Origin of the sequence: Gracilibacillus orientalis, assembly GCF_900114645.1 — a bacterium.
Classification (GTDB): domain Bacteria; phylum Bacillota; class Bacilli; order Bacillales; family Amphibacillaceae; genus Gracilibacillus; species Gracilibacillus orientalis.
Map to the genome: position 1 here is coordinate 202594 of NZ_FOTR01000006.1, position 26210 is coordinate 228803.

Annotated in this window: 24 protein-coding genes; 5 read left to right on the forward strand and 19 right to left on the reverse strand. The window is 36.6% G+C overall.

All coding sequences use genetic code 11. From position 1 onward, the window contains the following. Positions 1–142 precede the first annotated feature (142 nt). The 7 genes from deoC to BM121_RS12800 form a co-directional block, all read right to left on the reverse strand. A complete protein-coding gene (gene deoC / locus BM121_RS12770; protein WP_425432237.1) occupies positions 143–808 on the reverse strand; it encodes a deoxyribose-phosphate aldolase in 666 nt (221 codons plus the stop codon). A gap of 21 nt (positions 809–829) precedes the next feature. Further along, positions 830–1234 carry a cytidine deaminase gene (locus BM121_RS12775; RefSeq protein ID WP_091484033.1) on the reverse strand — a complete coding sequence of 135 codons (405 nt, stop codon included), beginning with the start codon at positions 1232–1234 and terminating at the stop codon, positions 830–832. 18 nt (positions 1235–1252) lie between these two features. Continuing rightward, positions 1253–2065, reverse strand: coding sequence for a purine-nucleoside phosphorylase (locus BM121_RS12780; protein WP_091484034.1), 813 nt, complete (start codon positions 2063–2065; stop codon positions 1253–1255). A 15-nt stretch (positions 2066–2080) separates the two neighbouring features. Further along, positions 2081–3259, reverse strand: a complete 1179-nt coding sequence (gene deoB / locus BM121_RS12785) for a phosphopentomutase (protein ID WP_091484035.1) — start codon at positions 3257–3259, stop codon at positions 2081–2083. A 124-nt stretch (positions 3260–3383) separates the two neighbouring features. Further along, complete coding sequence (locus BM121_RS12790; RefSeq protein WP_091484036.1) at positions 3384–3548, reverse strand: XapX domain-containing protein; 165 nt, start codon at positions 3546–3548, stop codon at positions 3384–3386. A 93-nt stretch (positions 3549–3641) separates the two neighbouring features. Further along, positions 3642–4943 carry a pyrimidine-nucleoside phosphorylase gene (locus BM121_RS12795; RefSeq protein WP_091484037.1) on the reverse strand — a complete coding sequence of 434 codons (1302 nt, stop codon included), beginning with the start codon at positions 4941–4943 and terminating at the stop codon, positions 3642–3644. A 218-nt stretch (positions 4944–5161) separates the two neighbouring features. Next, positions 5162–5887: a GntR family transcriptional regulator gene (locus BM121_RS12800; protein WP_091484038.1), complete on the reverse strand. Its 726-nt coding sequence runs from the start codon at positions 5885–5887 to the stop codon at positions 5162–5164. Between the two features lie 228 nt (positions 5888–6115). Here BM121_RS12800 and htpG point away from each other — a divergent pair, with 228 nt between their 5' ends. The 3 genes from htpG to BM121_RS22095 all read left to right on the forward strand — a co-directional run bounded on the left by htpG (position 6116) and on the right by BM121_RS22095 (position 10264). Then, positions 6116–7996 (forward strand): molecular chaperone HtpG, encoded by a 1881-nt coding sequence (gene htpG / locus BM121_RS12805; protein WP_091484039.1) that lies wholly within the window; start codon positions 6116–6118, stop codon positions 7994–7996. Positions 7997–8132: 136 nt separating this feature from the next. After that, positions 8133–10067 (forward strand): aconitate hydratase, encoded by a 1935-nt coding sequence (locus BM121_RS12810; protein ID WP_091484040.1) that lies wholly within the window; start codon positions 8133–8135, stop codon positions 10065–10067. A 20-nt stretch (positions 10068–10087) separates the two neighbouring features. Continuing rightward, complete coding sequence (locus BM121_RS22095) at positions 10088–10264, forward strand: hypothetical protein (RefSeq protein ID WP_175495425.1); 177 nt, start codon at positions 10088–10090, stop codon at positions 10262–10264. Between the two features lie 537 nt (positions 10265–10801). Here the strand turns inward: BM121_RS22095 and BM121_RS12815 are convergent. The 7 genes from BM121_RS12815 to BM121_RS12845 form a co-directional block, all read right to left on the reverse strand. Beyond that, a complete protein-coding gene (locus BM121_RS12815) occupies positions 10802–11845 on the reverse strand; it encodes a lactonase family protein (protein WP_091484041.1) in 1044 nt (347 codons plus the stop codon). A gap of 267 nt (positions 11846–12112) precedes the next feature. After that, on the reverse strand, positions 12113–12370 hold the full coding sequence (locus tag BM121_RS12820) for a hypothetical protein (protein WP_091484042.1): 258 nt from the start codon (positions 12368–12370) through the stop codon (positions 12113–12115). 72 nt (positions 12371–12442) lie between these two features. After that, positions 12443–12979 (reverse strand): RNA polymerase sigma factor, encoded by a 537-nt coding sequence (locus BM121_RS12825; RefSeq protein WP_091484043.1) that lies wholly within the window; start codon positions 12977–12979, stop codon positions 12443–12445. An 18-nt stretch (positions 12980–12997) separates the two neighbouring features. Further along, the gene (locus tag BM121_RS12830) at positions 12998–14983 is read right to left on the reverse strand and encodes a DUF6449 domain-containing protein (protein ID WP_091484044.1); all 1986 of its coding nucleotides are present in this window, start codon (positions 14981–14983) and stop codon (positions 12998–13000) included. Continuing rightward, the gene (locus BM121_RS12835; RefSeq protein WP_091484045.1) at positions 14958–15857 is read right to left on the reverse strand and encodes an ABC transporter ATP-binding protein; all 900 of its coding nucleotides are present in this window, start codon (positions 15855–15857) and stop codon (positions 14958–14960) included. The genes BM121_RS12830 and BM121_RS12835 overlap by 26 nt, the downstream gene beginning before the upstream one ends. Beyond that, complete coding sequence (locus BM121_RS12840; protein ID WP_091484046.1) at positions 15832–16245, reverse strand: GntR family transcriptional regulator; 414 nt, start codon at positions 16243–16245, stop codon at positions 15832–15834. Before BM121_RS12840 ends, BM121_RS12835 begins: the two co-directional genes overlap by 26 nt. Positions 16246–16832: 587 nt before the next feature. Beyond that, complete coding sequence (locus tag BM121_RS12845) at positions 16833–17441, reverse strand: alpha/beta hydrolase (protein ID WP_091484047.1); 609 nt, start codon at positions 17439–17441, stop codon at positions 16833–16835. 153 nt (positions 17442–17594) lie between these two features. On the opposite strand from BM121_RS12845, the gene BM121_RS12850 reads away from it, so the two are divergent. Continuing rightward, positions 17595–18206, forward strand: coding sequence for an NAD(P)-binding protein (locus tag BM121_RS12850; protein WP_091484048.1), 612 nt, complete (start codon positions 17595–17597; stop codon positions 18204–18206). 4 nt (positions 18207–18210) lie between these two features. Here BM121_RS12850 and BM121_RS12855 read toward each other — a convergent pair whose 3' ends face one another. From BM121_RS12855 to nirB (BM121_RS12875), 5 genes are all read right to left on the reverse strand, one after another. After that, positions 18211–19260 carry an anthranilate phosphoribosyltransferase gene (locus BM121_RS12855; RefSeq protein WP_091484049.1) on the reverse strand — a complete coding sequence of 350 codons (1050 nt, stop codon included), beginning with the start codon at positions 19258–19260 and terminating at the stop codon, positions 18211–18213. Then, on the reverse strand, positions 19232–19999 hold the full coding sequence (locus BM121_RS12860) for a sirohydrochlorin chelatase (RefSeq protein WP_091484050.1): 768 nt from the start codon (positions 19997–19999) through the stop codon (positions 19232–19234). Before BM121_RS12860 ends, BM121_RS12855 begins: the two co-directional genes overlap by 29 nt. A 12-nt stretch (positions 20000–20011) precedes the next feature. Next, on the reverse strand, positions 20012–20794 hold the full coding sequence (gene cobA / locus BM121_RS12865; protein ID WP_091484051.1) for a uroporphyrinogen-III C-methyltransferase: 783 nt from the start codon (positions 20792–20794) through the stop codon (positions 20012–20014). Positions 20795–20896: 102 nt separating this feature from the next. Continuing rightward, positions 20897–21223: a nitrite reductase small subunit NirD gene (gene nirD / locus BM121_RS12870; protein WP_091484052.1), complete on the reverse strand. Its 327-nt coding sequence runs from the start codon at positions 21221–21223 to the stop codon at positions 20897–20899. A gap of 20 nt (positions 21224–21243) precedes the next feature. Then, a complete protein-coding gene (gene nirB, locus BM121_RS12875) occupies positions 21244–23643 on the reverse strand; it encodes a nitrite reductase large subunit NirB (RefSeq protein ID WP_091484053.1) in 2400 nt (799 codons plus the stop codon). Between the two features lie 235 nt (positions 23644–23878). Here nirB (BM121_RS12875) and nirB (BM121_RS12880) point away from each other — a divergent pair, with 235 nt between their 5' ends. Next, entirely contained in the window at positions 23879–26203 is a 2325-nt protein-coding gene (gene nirB / locus BM121_RS12880) for a nitrite reductase large subunit NirB (protein ID WP_091484054.1), read from the forward strand. Positions 26204–26210: the final 7 nt, after the last annotated feature.

Consider the following 26210-nt stretch of genomic DNA (forward strand, 5'->3'; position numbering starts at 1 on the left):
GTAGTTACTTTACGAGTAATGTACGTAGAATGTTTCAAGATTCTGATATCTAGTGTCGTCTTAGGTTATAAGGGTTGTTTTAATTCTATCAACTAAAAAAGGATACAGCACTCAATAATGCTGTATCCTCACCTGTTATATATTAATAATCACTATTACTTTCTTCACCGTTTACAATAGCAACACTTGCGCTTGCACCGATTCTGGATGCCCCGGCATCAATCATTGCTTGTGTAGTCTCTAAGTCGCGGACACCACCTGAAGCTTTGACACCGACATTTGGTCCGACAGTTTTACGCATTAATGCAATATCTTCTGCTGTAGCTCCTCCTGTTGAGAAACCTGTTGATGTTTTGACATAGTCAGCACCTGCTACAACTGCTAATTGACAAGCTGTTTCTTTTTCTTCGTCTGTTAGTAAGCATGTTTCAATAATCACTTTTACTAATGCTTTTCCAGATGCAGCTTGTACAACTGCTTCGATATCTTTTTGTACTACATCATGTTTTCCATCTTTTAATGCACCGATATTAATCACCATGTCAACTTCTGTTGCACCTTTCTCGATGGTGTATTTGGCTTCAAAAGCTTTAACAGCAGTGGCCGTTGCACCTAATGGGAAACCAATCACCGTACAAACTGCTACATCCGTCCCTTTTAATAATTCTTTCGCATAGGCTACCCATGTTGGATTGACACAAACGGAGAAAAAACCGTATTCTTTCGCTTCATTACACAAAGTCTCGATTTGTTCATTTGTTGTGTCTGGTTTTAATGCAGTATGATCAATTTTGTTTGCTAAGGTCATATTCAATCTCATCCTCCTTATTTATTTAGCATTGGACATATCATCGGCAATAAATGCGCCTGGTAATAACTCTTTAACTGTTGTTTCCTCTACATTTTCCTGTAGGTTGGTTAAGAGTACTTTCATATTTGGATCACATAGCTCTGCCAAAACCTGACGGCATGCCCCACATGGTGATACAGGGCGATCTGTATCTGCTACGACTGCCATCATTTCGAAGTTTTTAGAACCTGTTGCATATGCGTGAAATAATGCTGTTCTTTCACCACAATTACACATGGAATAAGCAGCATTTTCGATATTACAACCGTGAAAAATATTACCTTTATCGTCCAATAATGCCGCGCCTACTTTAAATTTGGAATACGGTACATATGCTTTTTCGCGTGCTTTTTTAGCTTCTTCTATTAACTGTTTTTTCATCATCGTTCCTCCTCTTTTATGTTAACCAATTTCTTGGATTAGTTGTTTAACAAATTGTAAAAAGGATTCTCGAACTTTTTCCGTTGTTTCAATAACTTCATCATGTGTCAAAGGTTGATCTAAGATTCCAGCTGCCATATTCGAGATGCAAGATACACCAACACATTTGATACCGGCATGACGAGCAACGGTTACTTCAGGTACAGTCGACATACCCACGGCATCTCCACCGATTGTATCTAACATGCGGATTTCTGCTGGAGTCTCATAGCTTGGACCGGTATTCCAAACATAAACACCTTCTTTTAATGTAATATTCAGTTGCTCGGCCGCCTGTTTGGCTACTTGTTGTAATTCACGGTCGTAAGCGGTTGACATATCTGGGAATCGGACACCATGCTCACTGATATTTTCTCCGATTAAAGGGTTTTGACCGGTATTGTTAATATGATCCGTAATTAACATTAAATTACCGGGTTCTAAAGAGCGGTTAACGCCACCTGCAGCATTGGTTACTAATAACTTATCAATCCCTAATTCTTTCATTACACGGACAGGAAATGTTACCGCATCTAAGCCATACCCTTCATAGTAGTGAAAACGGCCCTGCATCGCAATAACATCGATACCTTGAAGATTTCCGATCACTAATTGCCCTGCATGTCCTTCTACAGTTGATACCGGGAATCCCGGAATGTCTTCATATTTAATTTTAGTTGGATTCTCTATTTCATCTGCAAGCATACCTAAACCTGATCCCAAAATCAAACCGATTTTAGGTTGGGATTTAATTTGGTCTTTTAGATAAGTAGTTGCATCTGCTAAGTGGTTCATCTGAACAGCCTCCTCTTAATCAATCTCTTTTAGAAAACTTTTCCCGTTTGATGGCAATGTTACACTAAAATTGTCTGCAATGGTAGCACCAATATCGGCAAATGTATTTCTTATTTCTAATTGTTTACCATTTATAATATGATTATGACGGACTAGAAGCGGTACATATTCTCTTGTATGATCTGTCCCATGATGTACTGGGTCATTACCGTGATCTGCTGTAATGATAAGAAGATCATCTTCTCGCAATTTATCAAGCATTTCTGGTAAACGTTGATCAAATGCTTCCAATGCTTCGCCATAGCCTTGGGGATCACGACGGTGTCCATACTTTGCGTCAAAATCAACAAGGTTGAGGAAATTCAATCCGTGGAAATCTTTATCCATAGATTGGATGAATTTCTCCATGCCATCAGCATTATCCTTCGTACGAATTGCCTCTGTTACACCTTCCCCATCATAAATGTCAGATATTTTTCCTAATGCAATCACATCGTAATCGGTATCCGCTAAATCGTTCATCACAGTTCTTCCAAAAGGCTTTAAAGCATAATCATGACGATTAGATGTACGCTCAAAAGTACCAGGCTCACCAACAAACGGACGGGCAATTACTCGACCTACCATATATTTTTCATTTTTCGTTAAATCACGAGCAATTTCACAGATTTTGTATTGCTCTGCAATCGGAATAATCTCTTCATGTGCAGCAATTTGTAAAACAGAGTCAGCTGAAGTGTAAACAATTAAATCTCCTGATCTCATATGTTCTTCGCCAAGTTCTTCCATAATTTCCGTGCCTGAAGCTGGTTTATTACCGATAATTTTTCGTCCTGTTCTCTCTTCTAATTGTTGAACTAAATCATCAGGAAACCCATCAGGGAAGGTTTGAAAAGGCTGTTCAATATGTAGACCCATGATTTCCCAGTGCCCTGTCATCGTATCCTTCCCGTTTGATGCCTCTTGCATTTTCGTATAATGTGCTGTTGGTTGTTCCGCTTTTTCGATACCATTTATTTCTCGAATATTACTTAATCCTAATTTTCCGATATGAGGCATATTTAAACCATTCATATGCTCTGCAATGTGACCTAATGTATCCGCACCTTTGTCATTAAATTTAGCTGCATCCGGTGCTTCTCCAATTCCTACAGAATCTAATACTATTAAAAATACACGTTTAAATGAGTTCAAAGTTAATCTTCCTCTCTATAAGTGCGTATTCAAAAAGGTGCCAAATTAGAAGCAAGAAAAACAAGCCAACAAAAAGATTCGCCGCTTATCATTTGGTGCCTTTTTGAACATCATCTATAACCTTTTAGAACAATGTCTTGATCCAATCAGCAATCTGTCCTCCGAAATAAACACCAAAGATACCTACTATTCCTGCAAGTACTGGCGGTGCTGGTAATGGTAATTTCATAAATTTAAATACGATGCCGATCATGATCCCAGCAAGTAAGCTTAGTAAAAGTTCTTTCATGTTGTTTCACTCCTATTTTATATCTTTCGAAGTAGGATGTCCAACCTCTTGTGATTGCATATAGATCTTACATTTCCTAAAAGGTCCACTTTTTTATTGAATAATATCGTAGATTAATTTATTATTTGTTGTTTTTTCAGGATTTATCGTATAGGCTTGGATGATTTTTTCTTCCACTTCTGTGATGTCTTCTTGATTACTATATACTTTAACCAGTGTCTCACCTTCTGATACTTGATCACCGATTTTTTTCTGTAATACGACACCGACAGCTAAGTCAATCTCTGATTCTTTAGTTAAACGTCCAGCACCAAGCATACTAGCAGCAATTCCGATTTCATCCGCTATAATTTCATTGACCAGACCGGATTGTGTTGCTTTGATATCCACCACATACTTTGCTTGTGGCAGTTTACCCGGTTCATCTACAACAGACGTATCGCCGCCTTGCGATGCCACAAATGTTTTGAATTTTTCAATTGCTTTACCTGAATGAATAGCATCTTCTAATTTTTGTCTTGCCTCTTCAATGGAACTGGCTTGTTTCGCTAAATAGACCATTTGACTTCCTAGTGTTAAGCATAGTTCGTATAAATCTTCCGGTCCATTTCCTTTTAAGGTTTCCATCGCTTCATTTATTTCAAGTGCATTGCCAACAGCGTATCCCAATGGCTGGTTCATATCCGAAATAACTGCAATTGTTTCACGTCCTGCTCCATTTCCGATATCCACCATCGCTTTTGCAAGTTCTTTCGCATCATCCAGATTTTTCATAAATGCACCAGAACCAGTTTTAACATCTAACACGATTGCATCTGCACCAGAAGCAATTTTCTTACTCATAATAGAACTAGCTATTAAAGGAATGGAATTAACAGTTGCCGTAACATCTCGTAATCCATAAAGCTTTTTGTCTGCAGGTGTTAGGTTTCCACTTTGTCCGACAACCGCAACTTTTTGTTCATTGACAAGCTGATTAAACTTTTCTGGTGTTAATTCAACCTGGAATCCATTAATGGACTCTAACTTGTCTATTGTTCCACCTGTATGACCAAGTCCTCTTCCTGACATTTTAGCCACCGGAACCCCCACTGATGCTACTAATGGTGCCAGAATAAGTGTAGTGGTATCCCCTACTCCGCCTGTTGAATGTTTATCAACTTTAATGCCTTCTATATCTGATAAATCAACTTGGTCACCCGATTCCACCATCGCCATAGTAAGGTTAACTCGTTCTTCCGTTGTCATTTCTTGAAAATAAAGTGCCATCGCCATTGCTGACATTTGGTAGTCTGGAATTTCTTCTTTTGTATAGCCTGCTATCATAAAATCGATTTCATTTTTTGTTAAGGTTTCACCATCTCGTTTTTTAGCAATCAAATCAACCATTCTCATTGTAATGACTCCCCTTCTGAAATAAATTAATTTGTTATAGTCCATTTACCGCGGTGCTTTATGTAAGTATTGTTCACCTACTTGTGAAACTGATTGGACGTCCAACAACCTATCGTTTTAAAAAAGAATCCTTATCGATTGGATTCGGGTTCATTATATAGGTAAGACGTCCAACAAGTCAATACCATATAAAAACCATCCTTATTAGATGGTTTTCTTTAAAAGATTCGTTTTCGATTGACACTGAAGCTTACTTGATCAGCTCGGAAAAAGTTTAAAGAATATAAGATTGGTTGATCATTTGTGTCATAATGAATCTGTTTTAAAATTAATAGCGGCTGATCCAGTTCCGTTTCTAATATATCCGATATTTCATGATGATAACCGATTGTTTTTATATCAGCCTTTGCATAGCTGATCGTGATACCCTTCTTCTCTTGAAAAGAATATAACATCGATTCTTCTTCAAAGTGGTAGTCTTCCCCTATTAAAGAAACTGGAACCTTATCAATACAATAAACCAAAGGATCTTCATCAGCCGTTCTTACACGTTTTACTAAATAAACTCGGTCATCCTCTTGTAAGTTTAGTTCTTGCTTATCTTCACTGACAGCATCTACTATACCTTGAAATAGTAATTTTGTTCCGGGCTCTTTACCTTCTCTTTTTATAAAATCGGTAATACTGAATAATTCTTCAATTCCCCCAGAAAAAGCAGGCTTTTTATTAACAAAAGTTCCGATTCCATGTTTACGAATAATAATATTTTCTTCCTCTAATATTCGAAGCGCTTCTCTAAACGTATTCCGTGACACATTTAACTGTTTAGCAAACTCCATCTCTGATGGTAATCGCTCACCTGGCTCTAATTCTCCATCATTTATTTTCGTTTTAATTTCTTCAATCACGTGAACATAACGTGGCGATTGATAATCAAAGGCCATGTTGACTTCCCCCTTTACTATCCGAACAACATTTCTTATAAATACATCATATCACAATTAATAAATAAAATACCGTTTCACTTTTAAAATAAGCGATTGTTCAAAGGAAGTCAAACTGCTTTTGCGCTTGACACTATAGGGTTTTTGTGATAATTATTATGTGTTAGCACTCAGCAAACAGGAGTGCTAAAATACATAAAACAAGCAATATCAAGGAGGAGATTAATAATGGAAACAAAACAATTTCAGGCTGAGTCGAAGCGGTTGCTTGAAATGATGGTACATTCCATCTATTCACAAAAGGATATCTTTTTACGTGAACTTATTTCTAATGCTAGTGATGCGATCGACAAAATCTACTATAAAGCTTTAACAGATGACAGTATTTCTTTTAACAAAGATGACTATTATATTCGAATAGAAACAAATAAAGATAATCGTACTTTGACTGTTAAAGATACTGGTATTGGGATGACAAAAGAGGAATTAGAAAGTAACCTAGGTACGATTGCCAAAAGTGGTTCTCTCGATTTCAAAAATGAAGTCGAAATGAAAGACGGTCAGGAAATCATTGGTCAATTCGGTGTTGGATTCTATTCATCTTTTATGATTGCGGACAAAGTAACTGTATTTACTCGCGCACTTCACAGTGATGAAGGCTACAAATGGGAATCTGATGGTGAAGAAGGATATTCAATAGAACCGTATGATAAGCAAGATGTTGGGACAGAAATCATTATCCAGCTTAAAGAAAACGCAGAAGAAGTAAACTACGATGAATACCTTGAAGAACATAAATTGAAGTCAATCATAAAAAAATATTCTGACTTTATTCGTTATCCTATTAAAATGGAGGTTACTGAACAGGAGCCGCAAGAGGATAATGAAGAAGAAGTAGTAGACGTCATAGAAGATCAAACTATTAACAGTATGGTACCAATCTGGCGCAAAAATAAACAAGAACTGACTGACGAAGATTACGAAAGTTTTTATCAGGAAAAACATTTCGGATTTGATAAGCCTTTAAGTCATCTTCACATCAGTGTAGATGGTATGGTAAGATTCCAGTCTATTCTTTATATTCCTGAACAATTACCTTTTAACTATTACTCACAAGATTTTGAAAAAGGATTGGAACTTTATTCCAATGGCGTACTCATCATGGATAAATGTGCCGATCTTTTACCAGACCATTTCAGCTTTGCTCGTGGAATTGTCGATTCGGAAGATCTCTCACTGAACATTTCCAGAGAAATTTTACAACAAGACCACCAAGTGAAATTAATCGCTAAGAACATTGAGAAAAAAGTCAAGAACCACTTACTAAGCATGCTGAAAAATGATCGTGACAAATACGAGAAATTTTATGACGCTTTTGGTCGTCAGATTAAATTCGGCGTTTATTCTGACTTCGGTGCCAATAAAGATAAATTAAAAGACTTATTACTATTCTATTCTTCCAGTGAGCAAAAACTTGCCTCTCTAAAAGAGTATGTAGAACGCATGCCAGAAGATCAGGAGCATATTTATTATGCCACTGGTGAATCACATGACCGCATTGAGAAATTACCACAAACAGAATTAGTGAAAGATAAAGGCTATGAAATTCTTTATTTCACAGATGAAGTCGATGAATTTGCTATCAAGATGTTGATGAACTATGATGACAAGGAATTCAAAAACGTATCAAGCGGTGATCTTGATTTAGAAGATGAAGAAACGAAAAAAGAAGCTGAAAAACAAAAAGAGGAACATAAAGATCTATTAGCTGAAATGAAGGAAATGCTTGGGAATAAAGTAAAAGATGTCAAACTTTCTACACGCTTAAAGACTCACCCTGTCTGCTTATCAGCTGAAGGTGATGTTTCGATTGAAATGGAGAAAGTACTTAAGCAAATGCCAGACAATCAGAACATTGAAGCAAACAAAGTTTTGGAAATCAATAGTAAGCATGACATTTTCCAATCATTAGTACATGCTCATGGATCGGACAAAGATAAAGTAAAACTATATACCAACATTTTATATAACCAGGCATTACTAATCGAAGGTCTCCCAATCGAAGACCCGGTAGCCTTAACAAACGATATGTGTAAAGTAATGGTTTAATATTAAAAAGCAGGAGGAAACTTTCTCCTGCTTTTTTGTCATGAAAAAAAGTAGTTTATAAACGATCAAAATGTGTAATATTAACTATAAGGTACATTCTAACTATGTCGGATTAAAAAGTAGGAGGACACATAAGATGAAACAAAATGTCGCTCAAAAATTAATTAGTGAGCATATGATCTCTGGGGAAATGGAACCTGGCAAGGAAATTGGTCTAAAAATTGACCAAACTTTAACACAAGATGCTACGGGTACAATGGTAATGCTTGAGTTGGAAGCTATGGGGATAGACCGTGTTAAAACAGAAGCATCTGCACAATACGTTGATCACAACTTAATTCAAGAGGATTTCCGTAATGCAGATGACCATCTTTTTTTAAGAAGTGCAGCACGTAAATTCGGTATCTACTATAGTCGACCTGGCAACGGGGTAAGTCACCCTGTCCATATGCAACAGCTTGCTAAACCAGGAAAAACATTACTTGGCTCTGATAGTCATACATGTGCAAATGGTTGTATGGGAATGCTTGCCATGGGCGCAGGTGGTATTGATGTTGCGATGGCAATGGCCGGAGAACCCTATTACGTAAAAATGCCAAAAGTAATGGGTGTAAAATTAACCGGGAAACTGCCAAAATGGGTTAGTGCTAAAGATGTCATTCTTGAATTGTTGCGCCGTCATGATGTCAAAGGTGGCATTGGTAAAATCATTGAGTATTATGGACCCGGAGTAAAAAATTTATCTGCAATGGATCGACATGTTATCGCTAATATGGGTGCTGAACTGGGAGCAACAGCTACTGTCTTTCCATCAGATAAAGAAATCAAGGACTTTTTAAGTCAGCAAGGCCGGGAAGATGATTGGATCGAGCTAAAAGCAGACCGCGGTGCCAAATACGATGAAGAAGAAAATATTGATCTTTCTCAATTAGAACCTTTAATTGCCAAACCGTCTAGTCCAGGAAATGTCGTTCCTGTCTCAGAAATAGCAGGAGAAACGATTTACCAATCCTATATTGGATCATCAGCAAACCCAGGCTACCGTGATTTTGCCATTGCAAGCGAAATTGTAAAAGGTAAACAAATCGCATCGGGTATTTCATTTGATATTAACCCTACATCACGACAATTACTGGAGCAGCTAGTTGAAAATGGCCATATAGGCAATCTTCTATCCGCCGGTGCTCGTATGCATCAAGCTGGATGTAATGGTTGTATTGGAATGGGACAAGCACCCGCAACAGAAAAAAACAGTTTACGGACTACTCCACGGAACTTCCCGGGCAGATCAGGTACACGAGAAGACAGAGTTTTCTTATGCAGCCCTGAAACAGCGGCAGCTTCTGCTCTAACTGGTAAAATTACTGATCCTAGAACATTAGATATAAAATATCCCAGAATCCAAGAACCGAAGAAATTCACAACGGAAGGAATGCTGGAAGCACCACCAAAAAATACAGACGTGGAATTAGAAAAAGGGCCAAATATTACGACGATCCCAGATTTTGAACCAATTAAAAACAACTTCGACTTACCTATTTTGTTAAAAATGACTGACAACATTTCCACTGACGAGATTTTAGCTGGTGGTTCCAGAGTATTACCTTATCGCAGTAATATTCAAAAAATCAGTACATTTGCCTTTGAAATTGTTGATGATGATTATTATGAAAATGCCATAAAAAAACGGGATAATGGCGGTCATGTTCTTGTTGCTGGCGTAAATTATGGACAGGGTTCAAGCCGGGAACATGCTGCACTGGCACCAAGGTATCTAGGATTAAAAGTGGTGTTGGTGAAAGATTTTGCTCGTATTCACTTACAGAACTTAATTAACTTTGGTATTCTTCCGCTATCATTTGTTAACGAAACGGACTATGATGATCTGTCACAGAATGACATTTTGGAGTTCCGTGACATACATGAATCCATCCAAGTGTCGGATACATTAGATATTAAGGTGAAAGGAACAGATCACACGATTCCAGTTCGACATGATTTAACGAAACGTCATATCGATATCATTTTACAAGGCGGTATTATCAACTGGATTAAGCAAAAACAAAAATAATATAGAAAGGAAGTACAACAATGGGTTCACAACATATGAGGTGTAAAGCTTGTGACGGTACAGGATTATTGATGGATGACGAAGAGTGGCGTTATACTTGCTCCATATGCCATGGAGATGGCTTCATTTCACGCTATGAATCGAAGGAAAACATAGAGTTAATTGATGTAGATATCAATAATCGGACGATTGAATAAAGAAATATGTACTTGAACTGCAGCAGCTAGAATCCTAGCACCCCTAAAGGGCTCTAGCTGCCTACATAGCCCTTATATTAATTAAGATAAAGAGGAGTCACCTCATTTTGAATTTTTTTGCGTGCAAGATTGCCGCTGCGGAAAAATACTCCCTTTCCGGGGGCACGACCTCAGCTAACTTGGTGAAGAAAACCACTTCACCAAGTGGATCTTCGGCTCGCGCTATTCCCCCAGGAGTGTCGCATTTTTCCGCAGCTTAGAATAGTGTTCTGTTCAAAAAAACAGGGAATCCATAGAATAGAATGCCAATAGTACTATTCTTTCCGTTATCAGAACACTAAAATCAGCGCAGTATTCTGCCGGAGCGTTTCTTAAGCACTCATCTTTAGTCAGAATGGAAGGAAGCTACACCAAGACACATTTTTACTACTTTGCAGTTTGTATCTTATTCGAATCAGAAGCTGAACTTGAAAGGATTCTCATGTTTAATGCTCATAATAAAAGGCCACTTCTTTACTTAGTGGCCTTTTTCTCATATTAATAATGTAAGAATTTTACGCAGACTGCTTCTGGGGCTTTAACGTCTTTTTGTAGTAAGCCCAGTGTTCCGTTTTCTTGATCTCTTTCGAATAATACCAGTGTGCCTGTTTCTTGATTAGCAGCAACGATAAATTGTTCAGTCGGATCTAGTACGAAGTCACGTGGCCAATCTCCTTCTGTATGCGTCCATTCAACAAACCCTACAGTATAATCCTCATTTATACGGTAGATCGCAATCGAGTTGTGTCCCCTGTTACCGGCATAAACAAACTTTCCATCGGAAGAAAGATGAATCGCACTGCCTTGACTATTCTCGGTAAAGTCTTCTGGAAGTGTGGAAATATATTGAACTTCTTCAAAAGTACCCTCTTTTTCGTGATATTTCAGCACAACCACTTCATTGCTAAGCTCTGTCATCACGTAAGCATATTGACCATCTGGATGGAAAGCAATATGACGTGGACCACTTCCTGGTTTTAATGTTAATACACTTACTTCTTGTAAAACATCTCCTTCAGGACGATACGTTGTAATGGTGTCACTACCTAAGTCAACCACAACTACATATTGTTCGTCCGGAGTAAAACCTGCAAAATGAAGGTGAGGCTTTTCTTGTCGCTCATGCGGACCATTTCCCTCCTGCTCTACTGCTTTTGGTGATTGGATCGATCCATCCTCATTAATTTCATATGTTTCCACTTGTTTCGTGTGGAAATTTGCAGTTACTACTACATTATTTTTCCTGTCAACACTCACATGACAAGGAGCTGAACCTTCCGTTGCCTGACTGTTTATTTTTTCTAATGCTCCACTTTCATCTGTAATGTTAAAAGCGGTAACTCCACCGTGATTGCCTTCTTTTGAAACCGCATATACATATTGATTGTCGTTACTAACAGTTAAATAAGTTGGATTATCAAGGTTAGCTGCAACTTCTATATTCGATAGTTTTTTCTCTACGGTATCCAAGGTGAAGCGATAAACACCTTGACTTTCCTTTTTGGTATACGAACCAATATAACCTATGTATTGTTTCCCCATTACAAAAACCCTTTCTTTTTTGCAAAATTTTCACTCTTTTTATTATAGCAAACATCAAAGATGAAAGAAAACTTGGCAATTGCCAAGTTTTCCATTCATCATATAGTTCTGTTTCTTCGCATTTGATAATACGCATATGCTCCAATACCAATGGAAGCAAGCATCGGTAACATTCTTGTTCCTCTTCTCACGTGTATCCCTCCATTCATTTGGGTACACTTATATTCTTTGCGTTTCGCTCATTTCTAACCAGTATAATTGTAAGTTTTACTGGAATTTACTACCGATAAAAAGAAAAAATAAAATAAATAAACCGATTGTAAATGGTAAAGCACCGATTAAACTGAGACTCATACCATTATAGCCACCTACTACTTCATTACCAATTAAATAAATAACTACACCAACCGCGCAACTTAAAAATCCCCACCAATAGGCAAATCTTTTCCACAAACTGTACAGAGCACCTATCACAAATAAGCATAAAAATACCCAAGGTAAGACAACATATATAAAGAAACTCATGTAATTCATCCTTTGATTAACAATACTACTTCCATTATAAACCTATTTGGACAAAGAAAAAACCAGAAACATTTAAGCTCCTGGTTTTAACATATAATCATCATTAACTTTATAATGTTTTTTTAGCAATTGTCTCGTTCTAAATATTCGTGTTTTAACAGCCGAATGACTAATATTTAACGTTTTAGCTATTTGGTCATCATCTAATTCTAATTTGAATTTTAATTGAAAGACACGTTTTAGCTTCTTACTTTTATCTATACATAGTTCTAATTCATCCATTGTAGATTTCCAGTTTATCTGTTCATCGACTTCATTTGATGAACACATAACTAGTTCTTCCATCAAATATGGATTATCAAGTAGGCATGTATGGCTCCGCTTTTCTTTTCGCAAAATATCAATTGCCGTTCTTGAGGTGACAGTTCGTAACCATGCTCCCATTTTATCAATTGTTTCCATGCCTACTTGCTGTTTCATTACCTTAATCCACGACTCTTGTACAACATCTTCCGCCATTTGCTGATCTTTAACTATTTTTAATGCTGTATAATGCATCATTGACTGATATTGTTCTACTAATGATTGATAAATGTCATTCGTGAACATTGATTACACCTCCCCACCCTATTCAAAATAGTCGGTAACATAACTTGGTAACTGATCTTCTCGAACTTGATAAGCATCTATAAAATTATCAAAAGGTCCGTATAAAGCAATTCCCCAAGCACCTTTAGTACCATTGTTAAGCTTAATTAATTCATCGATTTGCTCATTCTTTTCTACAAGCATCCATTCGTTAAGCTCGTTGTCTTCTATATGAGGTAGTTCATGCAACATACCCTCATTCATCTCTGAATTAGTAATGGCCACCATGGAAACATCTTCCCTATTAATAGTTAGACCTCTATCTAATTCTTCTTCTTTTAAAACTTCTAATACATTAGTATAACTATCTAATAATGGTAAGTGATAGAAATTTTCCGATGAGTCTAGCTCAACTTCCAAAGACTTAGTCTCTCCATATATATTTTGAGTCATTTCTGCATAAGAAGCATCTAGATAATCTTGTTTCCAAGCATCAGTAAGTTTGTTGATTGTTTGTTGATCATTTACTTGCTGTCTATAATCATAACCATCGATAGCAACGGAACTTATATTGCTATTTTCGTCAAACAACCAAGCTAAGGTTGATCGTTTATATTCCTCTGAGTCCATAATTGGCTGTAAGTATTGCTCTGTTTCTTCTATGGATGGAATGAAATATTGACGAACCATTCTTTTTCCATTGCTTAATTGATAAACAATATCTACATTTGTTGAGTTTTCTGTATACCTCTGATATCCATTCCGTCCTATGGGATCATTGGCAACGATAAAATCATGTAGATCAATCACATGGTTTATTAATTCTGGATCGGTAATATTTTGTTTTATCTTATTACCCTCTGCATCATAATGCGTATTATAAAGAAAGTGTTCACTGTCAAAAAAGACACTTTCCACTTCGTCCTCGCTTGGAACTTTTGTTTCAAAACCATACCAATCAAATACGACAGATACTATAACAAGCATGGAAATACCTATATAGATCACAAAACCTTTCCACTGATCAAATACGCGCCATGTTTTTTGAAGCAGCATTTCTGCTAACACATAGCCAAACAATGCACCACATACATAACCGAACATGATCCATCCTACATAATGTTCTTGAGTAAGACCGAAATAAACACCGCCTAGTAACATAAAACAAAATGTTACACCGAATTTAAAGATAGGCTTCATTAATGGGAATGCAATCGCCTGATTTGCTGATTCAATGTGCCGAATTCGATAAAAAACTAAAGATAATCCAACAAAAATGATCGAAAGTAACCAGTAATACCAGCTGACTATTTCTATATTCTTTTGAGTCGATAATTCAAATATCCAAAAAATTGGTGATGCTTTAGTAAAATAGGACATCCTAATGGAATAATCTCCACTGAACCCAATCACTAGCATTCTCAAATTCTCCATGACTAATAAAGAAATACCGACAGGGAAAATAAGAATAAGAATGCTCAAAGCACCTTGAACAGCCGAAATACCGGTGAATGTACCTACAAGGAATGCAATACTGTATATAAAAGTTACAAAAGTGACAGTGTAGGAAAACCAGTCCCAAATATCCCTGTGTTGATAAATAAAATCAACATCTATTACCCCATACATGACGTAGAGAATAAAGCCAGTAAGAATTACAGGAATAATAACCATCAAATAACCTATTAAAAATTGATGATAAAAAAGCTGTGAACGTTTTAAAGGCAAACTATGAATAAAATCTGCAGAACCTTTTACTTGCATATAGCGGCAGGCAAAAATAGCTGCTAAAATTGGTATAGCAATAATGAGCATACTTTGCACTTCACCATTTATTTTAAACAGACTATCTACATAATCTTGATAATATGATAGATCCCTTGGTTCATTCCTTGTTTTAACCATAATAACGTTTAAGGGTAATACAAAAAGTAGGGCAAGAAAATAACCGATTCCTATCCAACCGGAAGAGCGGAAGGCTTGCTTCCATAATTCTTTTTTAAAGTAAGATGTTTTCGATTGCATAACCGACACCCTCCATTTCGTAGATAAAAATTTCCTCTAACGTTAAAGGTAAAATATCAAACACAACTGGATTAAATTGTTCAACTATTTCTTCCACTTGCTGGTAATCACCACGGATAATACAAATATAAACACTTCCACGCTTTTCTTGATGAAGTATCTCTAAATCATCAAAAATTGTTGAATCCATTTCTCGTTTAAAGGCAATTTGCACTTTATGAAGATCAGATTTAAGCTCATCAAGGTCTTTTTCTAATAACAATTTTCCTCGATGGAGAATACCGACTGCATCACAAATATCCTCTACTTCTTTTAAATTGTGTGAGGAAACGAGTACAGTCATTTCCCGTTCAGCTACATCTTGAATAATCCATGATTTTATTTTTCTTCGGATAACAGGATCTAATCCATCAAACGGTTCATCAAGTATGAGATAATCAGGCATGGCGCATAACGCAAGCCAAAAAGCCACTTGACGCTGCATTCCTTTTGAAAAACGATGGATTTTGCGATTAGTATCTAAATCCAATAATTGCTGCATTTCTTCAAAGCGTTCTTGATTCCACTTTGGATAAATATCCATGTAGAAATTAGCCATTTGTTGTACGGTATAGTGTGAAAAAAAGTATAAAGTATCTGGAATGAAGACTAATCGTTCTTTTAATTCAACATTTTCAAATACTGGTTTTCTTTCTAGTTCGACAGCTCCTTCATTTTGTTTCATGATTCCAGCAATAGTTTTTAATAAGGTTGTTTTCCCAGCACCATTTGACCCTAATAGACCGTAAATCGAACCATTATTTATTTTTAAACTTATGTCATCCAAGACAAAATCTTTTTCCAATTTCTTAACCACGTTCTGAACTTGAATCATCTTCATCCCCCCTTGTTACCGATCGATCAACTTCTGTTTCTGTAATCAATTTCTCCAACTCTTCAACTGATACACCTAAAAATAGTGCCTCTGATATGTTTTTTTTCAACTGCTCTTTCACTTTTTTAATTTCAGCCGAACTATCCGCCATCATAATATGATTCACGAAGCTTCCCTTCCCTTTCACTGAATATATATAGCCCTGTATTTCTAATTCACGATATGCCTTTTGAATCGTATTAGGATTGATCGACAATTGCTGAGCAAGCACACGTACAGAGGGCAATTTCTCATCTTTTTCCAATACATTATTAATGATTAACTGCTTCAGTCGATCTACTAACTGTTCATAAATTGGCTTTCGACTGCGTAAATCCAACTCAAACATAACACCCTCCCTTTCCGCTGTATGAACTGTATTAATTGTATTAACTGTATTAATATATTTAGTACAGTTATATTATATACCTAAAATTTAAAAATGCAAGAAGAAATTTCGCCGCAGCGTATCTTGAATAAAAAGATAAAAGGAAAAACACCCTTGCTTATCTGAGAGATCTCCTTGTATACTGCCAAATATGAGTATCTAAATCCAGTTCTTCTTCGATCATTAAATCTTCACTCATACTTGATCTAACCATTTCTGGTGTTTTCTCATTCTCGATTCAACGGATTTGATTTTTGTGACAAATCTACACTCAATACGATGAGATTTGTCTGTTATATCAAGTTTTATGACAAATCTTTAGCCTCTCTCCTGAGATTTGTCAGTTATATCTGTTTTTGTGACAAATCTTTATCCTTTCTCACTAGATTTGTCAGTTATATCAATTTTCAAAAAACATATTTCCTCTTTATCGTAGGGCGCTTTCGGGAAGTCGCCTAGTTTTTGGTACTAGGAGCTAGACAAATTCCCTGATTTTCTTACCTTACAAAAAAAACTATGCATCCTATTAAGGAAACATAGCTTCTTCATTAAATATTTTTATTATAATACCAGTCTTTTGCTGCTTCGGCTTCTGTTTGGGTTAATTGGTGTCCGTTGTTTTCCCAATGAACCTCCACATCTGCTCCATTTTCTTTGAGAATTCCCTCTAAATCTATGGACTCTTGTTCCGTACATAATGGGTCATTCAGACCAGCTGTTATCAACACTTTCACAGCTGTGAGGTCAGGTAGTTCAATACCTCGTCTAGGTACCATTGGATGGTGCAACACAGCAGCGTTCAATGCATCTTGATAATGGAATAATAAACTAGCTGCAATATTAGCCCCATTAGAATAACCGACTGCAATTACATAATTACGATCAAAACCATATTCTTCAGCTGCTTCATCTAAAAATTCATGCAACTCTTTCGTACGCAGCAACAGGTCTTCTTCATCAAATACACCTTCTGCTAATCGTTTAAAAAATCGTGGCATACCATTTTCGGACACATTTCCACGCACACTTAAAATATTTGCATCCGGATCAACAATATCTGCTAATGGTAACAAATCATTCTCCGTTCCACCAGTACCATGAAGTAACAACAAAGTAGGACCTTGTAAGTTTTTTCCTTCTTTAAAAATGTGTTTCATTTCAACACCCTTTCCGAATACCTCAACTTCGATCAATCCATGTTAAGATAAATCAAGCTAACCTTAGTTTAAAAAAACGAACGTTCTTCTGTCAATTAGCTTGCCTTGACAGTACTAGCATAATACAATAAAGAATAGGGGTGGAGAATTAATATGAACTATTTACCTTTTTTCTTAAATATGCAAAACAAACAAATAGTTATCATCGGTGGCGGGAAAGTGGCAGAGCGACGATTGATACGGCTACTTCCATTTAAGGAAAACATCACATTGGTTAGTCCCACATCAACAGAATCACTATATCAACTCATTCATTCACATAAGATCCTTTGGCTTCAAACAAAATGTCATCTTGATCACTTTAAAAAGGCAGATGTAATTGTAATTGCGACAAATGACCCGATCACCAATCAATATGTAATGAAGAATGCTCCATCAACTGCTTGGATTAATGCAGCACATCAAGCAGAAGCTGGTAATATGCATTTCCCTATTGCCATTCAAAAGGGAAAACTACAAATAGCTATTTCTACTGGTGGTGCAAGTCCGATTCTAGCTAAAAAATTAAAAAAATCGGTGGAAGCAGAACTGCCAGATCAATATGAACAATATGTTGACTTTTTATTTGAAGCCAGACAACTAATAAAACAATTAAATATCACTCCACCAACTAAAAAAAAGCTGTTACACGAAATTGTAGAAAAACCAATCTACACCCAAAAAGAACAACAAGCTTGGATCGAAAACTTAAAAAAACAAATGTGATGGATTATTTAACCTCACATTTGTCTTTTTGAATGTCATGCAATTTCCTTAATGCTCTGCCTGACTTTATTTGTTCGGTAGCTATTTCAATCCCTTCCTCAATAGAGTCGGTGATCTTAAATAAATAATAGCGTAAGCCCGCGTTTAATAATATTTGATAATAATAATACTGGTGTTCCGATTTTTCTTCCCCTGATAAGATAGAATGAATAATAGCCGCCTGTTCATTAGCTGACAATTTAACAGACTTATCAAATTCTTTATACTCAACTCCATAATCTTTCGGTCTTACAATAAAAGAATCTAATCCAGCGGGAGTCCAATCAAAAACGAAACTATTGCGGTGAACAGGTACATCTTCCGAACCTTCCAATCCTTGGACAATATATACATGGTTATAATCCAGTTGTTTAAAAACGCCCTCTAATTTGTTAATTGCTGTCCGGTGAAAAGCACCTAACATCACATTTTTTGCTTGTGAAATATTGATAAGTTTTTCTACTGTATTGAATAGTGTGCGGACACCAATATCTTTGCGAATCGATCTTAACTTTGCTAGTGACGGACTATATTGTTCTGTATCTGCAAAAGCTACATTAATATCCATCATTTTTTTTGTTGTTGCATCACGATCGTTATCTACTGCTACATCCAATTCCGAAAAAATCGACTTTAAGGAAGTTCCATATTTTGGTGGCAAAGTCTCGCTAGCTGAAAGAAATACCGGCACACCATAGTCTGCTAATAATAGTGAAACAGGAATGGTTGCTGCAAAAGAATGACGGCCGTTATAAGGACCGGCAAAATCTATCGTTTTCTCTTGAGTTTCTGATGGTAGTTCTAACCGCTCCGTATAGCGCTGTAATGTATGAATAAATGCCAATAACTCCTCATGCGTTTCCGTTTTAATTCTTTCTGCAACTAAATAAGCAGCAATTTGAGCAGTTGTTGCTTCACCTGAACAAATACTCTCTGCAAGTTGCATTGTCTGTTGATAATCTAAATCTTTTGCGCCTTTTTTTCCTCTAGCTACTTCTTTCAGCCATTGTTGCATATCTATTCGCTCCCTCTCTAGCTTCTGTCACTCGGTCCGTCAATACTTCTACAACATTGGGATGATCTCCTAAATAATCGGCAAGTAATACCCTTTGATCTTCTTTTAGCTCTAATGACCCGATATATTCTTTTATTCCCTTATCTAATAATCCAGTGAAAAGAAGATATGGCAGAACAAGAACTGACTTTCCTTGCTTTACTTTCTCCCATAAAAAAGGTTCAAATTTCGGTTTACTTGCTGCTAAAAAACATTTATCTATTTGATTATCTGGAAATTGATTCCTCAACATACCAACAAGTTTTTCCGTATCATTCACAGCTTGCATATCACTGCTTCCACGCCCGACAAGCAATAAATCCATTCCTTCTACATTGTCAGTACAAGCTTTCACACGATCAGCTAAAATGGCAACCATCTTTTGTTCCACTTCTATGGCACGACCATAAACAAATGCAATAGATGGATATTTATTCTTTTCTTTCTCGATCATGTCAGGAATGTCTTTTTTGGCATGACCAGCTGTCAATAAAAGAATCGGCATGATTAAAATCTTAGTCGCTCCTTGGGCGGCCACTCTACGAACCGTTTCTGCTAAATCAGGTTCTTGTAATTCGAGAAAACAAGTCTCCTGGATCGATACAGGTATATTGTTTTTGACTTTATTGATTAATTGGAAGGATTCATGTTTGGATTCTTCTAGCCTACTTCCATGACAAATATAGATGACAGCTTCCATTGTCTCTCACTCCTAATATGCTTCTAAAGCAGAAATAGTCTCTTGATCTTGAAATCTATCTTTTAAATATTGTAGTTTTTCGCCAACTTTCACAACTTCCCCAATGACAATCATCGCTGGATTTTTCACTTGATGCTGTTCTGAAAGTTGTACAATATTTTGTAGGGTTCCTGAAACAACCTTTTGATTGGCTGTTGTTCCTTCTTGAATGATTGCAATTGGTGTTTGAGCTGACTTTCCACAGTCTATCAATTGTTCGATAATAAAAGGAAGATTACTCATTCCCATATAGACAGCTAATGTATCTACCGATTTCGCCAGATATTCCCATTGTATATCTGAAGGCTCACCATTCTTACAGTGACCTGTTACCACTGCAAAAGAACGACCTAATTCTCGGTGAGTTATTGGAATATCAGCATATGCCGGTGCAGCTATGCCTGAAGTAATACCAGGTACAACTTCATATGCCAGACCGTTTTTAGCCAGAGCTTCGGCTTCTTCTGCCCCGCGACCAAATACAAAAGGATCTCCACCCTTTAAGCGTACTACATTTTTCCCTTTCTTGCCATATTTGACGAGTAAATGATTGATCGTTTCTTGCTTCATTAAGTGCATTTTTGGTAATTTACCACAATATATAAGGTCTGCGTCTGGTTTAGCTTCATTTAATAATTCCTGGTTAACAAGTCGATCATATAAAATGACGTCAGCTTGCTGGATTGCTTTTAATGCTTTAACCGTAATCAAGTCCGGATCTCCTGGACCTGCCCCAATCAAATAAACCTTCCCCATTGTTTTCCCTCCGATTTTCATGATTGCTATCTGTTCCGCTCATTTACTTCTAACATGCGATCTATTTAGAAAAGCCATGTACAAATACATGGCTTTTCCGAATTATTTTTCTGGAACCTCTACATATACTTGATTATCTTCGATGGTAGTTTTATAGGTTTGAACGCACCCATCATCAGGTGCTTGCACTAATCCGTCTGATACATTAATTTTCCAGTCATGTAACGGACAAAAGACATGTTCTCCACTTACCATCCCTTCAGAAAGCACACCGCCGCGATGGGGGCATTTATTTTCAATTGCTTTAATATTCCCATTAGATAAACGAAATACAGCAATTTCTTTATCCTCTACAACTACAGCTTTACCCAAACTTACTGGCAAATCATCATAATTTCCGATGCGTACCTTTCGTACTGTTTGTTCCATTCCGCTTCTTCCCCCATCCATTATTTCGTCGCTACTTTTTCATATAAGTCCTTAAGTGTTGTTTCACTTTCTAGCACTTCATTCCAAGGTTCTTTATAAGTTCCTAATGCTTGATCCATACGTTCGTTTAATTCTTTACGTAATTGGTCATCATTTACAATTTCTTGGACATGTTCAACGCCAACACGCTCCACATAATGTGATGTTCTTTCTAGATAACTAGCATTCTCACGATAATATTGTAAAAATGCTGCAGTATATTCCAATACTTCTTCTTCTGATTTCACTTTTACAAGTAATTCTGCTTGGCGAAGTTCTGTACCGCCATTACCGCCAACATATACTTCCCATACACCATCTAAACCGACAACACCTACATCCTTGACTCCACCTTCCGCACAATTACGTGGACAAGCGGATACACCCATTTTTACTTTGTGTGGTGTGTTTAACCCTTCAAATTTTTTCTCTAATTGAATTCCCATCCCTGTAGAATCCTGCGTTCCAAATCGACAAAACTCAGCACCAACACAAGTTTTAACGGTACGTACTGATTTACCATATGCATAACCTGAAGGCATCCCTAAATCCTTCCAAACATCTGGTAAATCTTCTTTTTTCACTCCTAGTAAGTCAATACGTTGACCACCAGTTAATTTAATCATTCCTACCTCATACTTTTCTGCTACATCAGCAATCGTACGTAAATCTGATGCGTTTGTTACACCACCATACATTCTTGGTACAACAGAATAAGTACCATCTTTTTGAATGTTGGCATGCAAGCGTTCATTAACAAAGCGTGATTCTCGTTCATCCTCGTGTTCTTTCGGATAAACCATGCCTAAGTAGTAGTTGAGAGCAGGTTTACATTTTGAACATCCTTCTTCTGTTTTCCACTCTAATACATTCATGACTTCTTTTGTATGTGTTAAACCTTTTTCTTTAATTTCTGCTACTACTTCATCACGTGTAAGATCTGTACAAGCACAAACTGATTCTTTTGTATCTGCTTCATATTCATCACCTAGCGTATCAGTTAATAATTCAGATACTAAATTTTTACATGTACCACATGAACGTGATGCATTAGTAGCACCCTTCACTTCTTCAACTGATGAAAGGCCATCTGCTTTGATAGAATTGACAATGGCACCTTTGGATACACCATTACAACCACAAATAATTTCATCATCACTCATGGATGTGACTATGCTTTCACCATTATCAGCACCTTGTTGACTTTCCAAATATTCTTCAACATTTGCACCTTTCTTAATTAAACTTAACAGCTTCGTTCCCTCTTTTGTATCACCAAACAATACTGCACCAGTTAACTTATCATCTTGAACAAGTATTTTTTTATACGTATTTTGCCATTCATCAAATACTTTGATCGATTTTGTTTCTGCAGTTTCATTAATTAAACCAGTTGAAAACACGTCAACACCAGATACTTTTAATTGTGTAGAAAGCACAGATCCTTGATATCCTTGATGATTCATTCCACTAATGTGTTTCGCTAAAGCTTGGCCTTGTTCATATAATGGAGCTACGAGGCCATATACCATCTGATCATGCTCTGCACATTCACCAACTGCATAAATGTTTGGTACATTTGTTTCCATATGATCATTGACAACAATACCTTTGTTGACTTCAACCCCTGACTCCTGTGCCAGCGCAACATTCGGTTTAATTCCGACGGCCATAACTACTAAATCAGCTGGAATGGCACCACCATCTTTAAATTTCAAGCCAGTTACACGCTTTTTACCAGTAATTTCAGCTGTTTGCTTCTCGAGATAAAAGTTCATGCCCTGTGATGCTAATTCTTTCTGTAATAGTTCACCAGCTGCACGGTCTAATTGACGTTCCATCAAGTAGTCAGCCAGGTGGATAACATCTACTTCCATTCCTAGATTTAATAAACCGCGTGCTGCCTCCAAACCTAATAAACCACCGCCGATTACAGCTGCTCGTTTATAATTTTTCGATGCATCTATCATTTTCTCACAATCTTCTATATCACGGAACGCTGTTACCCCTTCTTTATCTGCACCTGGAAGTGGCAACATAAAAGGATTGGAACCAGTGGCAATTATTAAGTGATCATAAGGTGTTTCTTTTCCTTTATCGGTATACAACATTTGATTATCTTTATCAATCTTTGTAACTGTTTCGCCAGGATATAGCAGAATACCATTATCCTCATACCATTGCCATTCATTCAACGTAATATCTTTTATCTCGGTATCCCCTTGTAATACTTTAGATAATTGAATACGGTTATAGTTTGGATATGGCTCTTTACCAAATACGGTAATATCAAATTGATCAGGTAATAATTTTAAAATCTCCTCGATGGTTCGAATACCTGCCATACCATTTCCAATTAGTACAAGTTTTTTCTTCTCCATTTTGAATCCCCCAATTTGAGTTTGGAAATTTAACTTGAATTCATCGTACACCCATGAAAAAGAAGTTTCTATTTTGTTGTTAGTTTTTCTAACACCATTTTTCTAAAAATTAAAATAATTCGCAAAAAAAGAACGTAACATTTTCTAACAGACAAAAGGAAATCAAATACATCGCATGATATTCTGCATTTGATGCTAGATTTATCTAGTTTCAATGTTGGGAGGAACTATTTATATGGAAAAACAGCACCTCGTTATGATAGGAAACGGCATGGCTGGATTAAAAACAATTGAGTATTTATTAAAAGAAAATAATCAATTATACGATATAACAATTTTTGGTTCTGAACCTTATACCAACTATAGTCGCATTATGCTGTCATCCGTTTTACAAGGAGATGTAACGTTTGATGACATTACGATTAATGATTGGAAATGGTATGAAGACAATGAGATCACACTATATCCAAATGAAACGGTTAATAAAATAGATTATCAAAAACAATCGATTACAACAGATAAAGAAAGAAAACTGACTTACGACAGACTTATTATTGCTACAGGTTCCAATCCGTTTATCATACCACTACCCGGCGTAAATAAAGAAGGCGTTATGACGTTTAGAACGATCGATGATTGTAAACAAATGATCGAAGTTGCAAAGCAGCATAAAAAAGCAGCAGTTATAGGTGGTGGACTTCTTGGTTTGGAAGCAGCACGAGGCCTACTGAATTTAGGTATGGAAGTAGATGTAATTCACCTTGCTGATCGCCTTTTGAACAATCAATTAGATGTAAAAGCTAGCCATTTATTAAAGAAAGAGCTTGAACAACTAGGTATGAATTTCTACCTTGAAAAAGAAACTTCTGAAATCTATGGGGACAAAAATGTTGAAGGTTTGCATTTTAAAGATGGTACATCAATTGAAGCGGATCTGGTAGTAATGGCCGTTGGAATTAAACCGAATGTTGCACTAGCAAAGGAGTCAGGAATTGAGGTTAGTCGTGGTATTGTTGTTAATGATCAAATGGAAACAAGTATTTCAAACGTTTATGCTGTTGGTGAATGCACGGAACATAACGGCACAGTTTATGGATTGGTAAAGCCTTTATATGAACAGGCGGAAGTGCTTGGACAAAGTCTAGCAAATCAAAAGGCTAGATACCTCGGCTCAACTGTCTATACCCAATTGAAAATTTCTGGGATTGACCTGTTCTCTGTCGGAAAAATAGAAGAAACGAATCAGACCAAAACCATTTATTCTTATGATGAAATTGGTGAAACGTACAAAAAAGTATTATTTGAAGAAGATAAGGCAGTTGGTGCTGTTTTATATGGAGACACCTCACTTGGCGGTAGCTTGTTAGACATGATTAAAAAACAAAAATTCATACCCGATCACCAAAAAGCAGAACTGTTGCAACCGGTCAAGATTGAAGAATCTTATGCGGCTACTCTCCCTAGAAATGAACATGTATGTACCTGTAACAGTGTTTCAAAATCTTGCATTATTGAGAATGTATTAAATAAAAACCTAAACTCAGTTAATGATGTGAAAACACACACAAAAGCTTCCAGCTCATGTGGTGGATGCAAGCCTGTCGTACAGGAACTCCTCGACTATATTCAAAGTGATTATTTTCATGAAACAGTAAAAGATAATCGCTTTTGCTCGTGTACATCCTTGACAGAAGATGAAGTTGTTCGAGCTATCCAACAACATAAATTAACATCCATCGAAATGATTATTGAAGCACTGGAATGGAATCATTCATCAGGCTGCTCTAAATGTCGACCTGCTCTTGCTTATTATTTGGAAATGATTTATCCAGAACATTTTGTACATGAAGAGTTTCTATTTTTAGATCATAAAACAAATGCTGTTGCAGAGAAGGATGGAACCTACACAATTGTTCCTCAATTATATAGTGGAAAAGTAAGTGCAGAACAACTCAAACATATTAGTGGTGTTTTGATAGATTATGATATTGATACTGTCTCCATATCATCCGATCAACGCCTTAAAATAAATGGCATCCAAGAAAGTGACTTGATTTCGGTATGTAGTGCCTTAAATATGACATTACACAGCTACCACCCTTCATCACTGCGCAGTGTACAAATACCAGAGTGTAACTGTATAAGAGATAAAGAGGAACTTTCTACAATCGTAGAACAAATAGAACAACAAACAGAATTTGTGAACCTGCCAACATCTCTTACCATAAAAGCATTTTGTTGTAAAAAGATGCTATCCGAACATTATTTTGATCTAGCTCTGTTACAAACAGGTAGTGGATGGGAGTTAATAACCGATCAAGGAATTTTATATGCAACGATTAGCTCACCGGAAATGATAAATGTATTACTTTCATTTATTCAATATTATCGACGATCAGCTAATTATAATGAAAAAATCTCGCAATGGACTGAACGTGTTGGGATTGTCCATATTCGAGAAGTTCTGTTTAATCAGGATATCCAACAAATGCTGTTGGATGATTTAAAAAGTGATCAAACAAGTCGTAAACAATTAATGGTTCGTCACCTCCAATTGTAATTAGCCT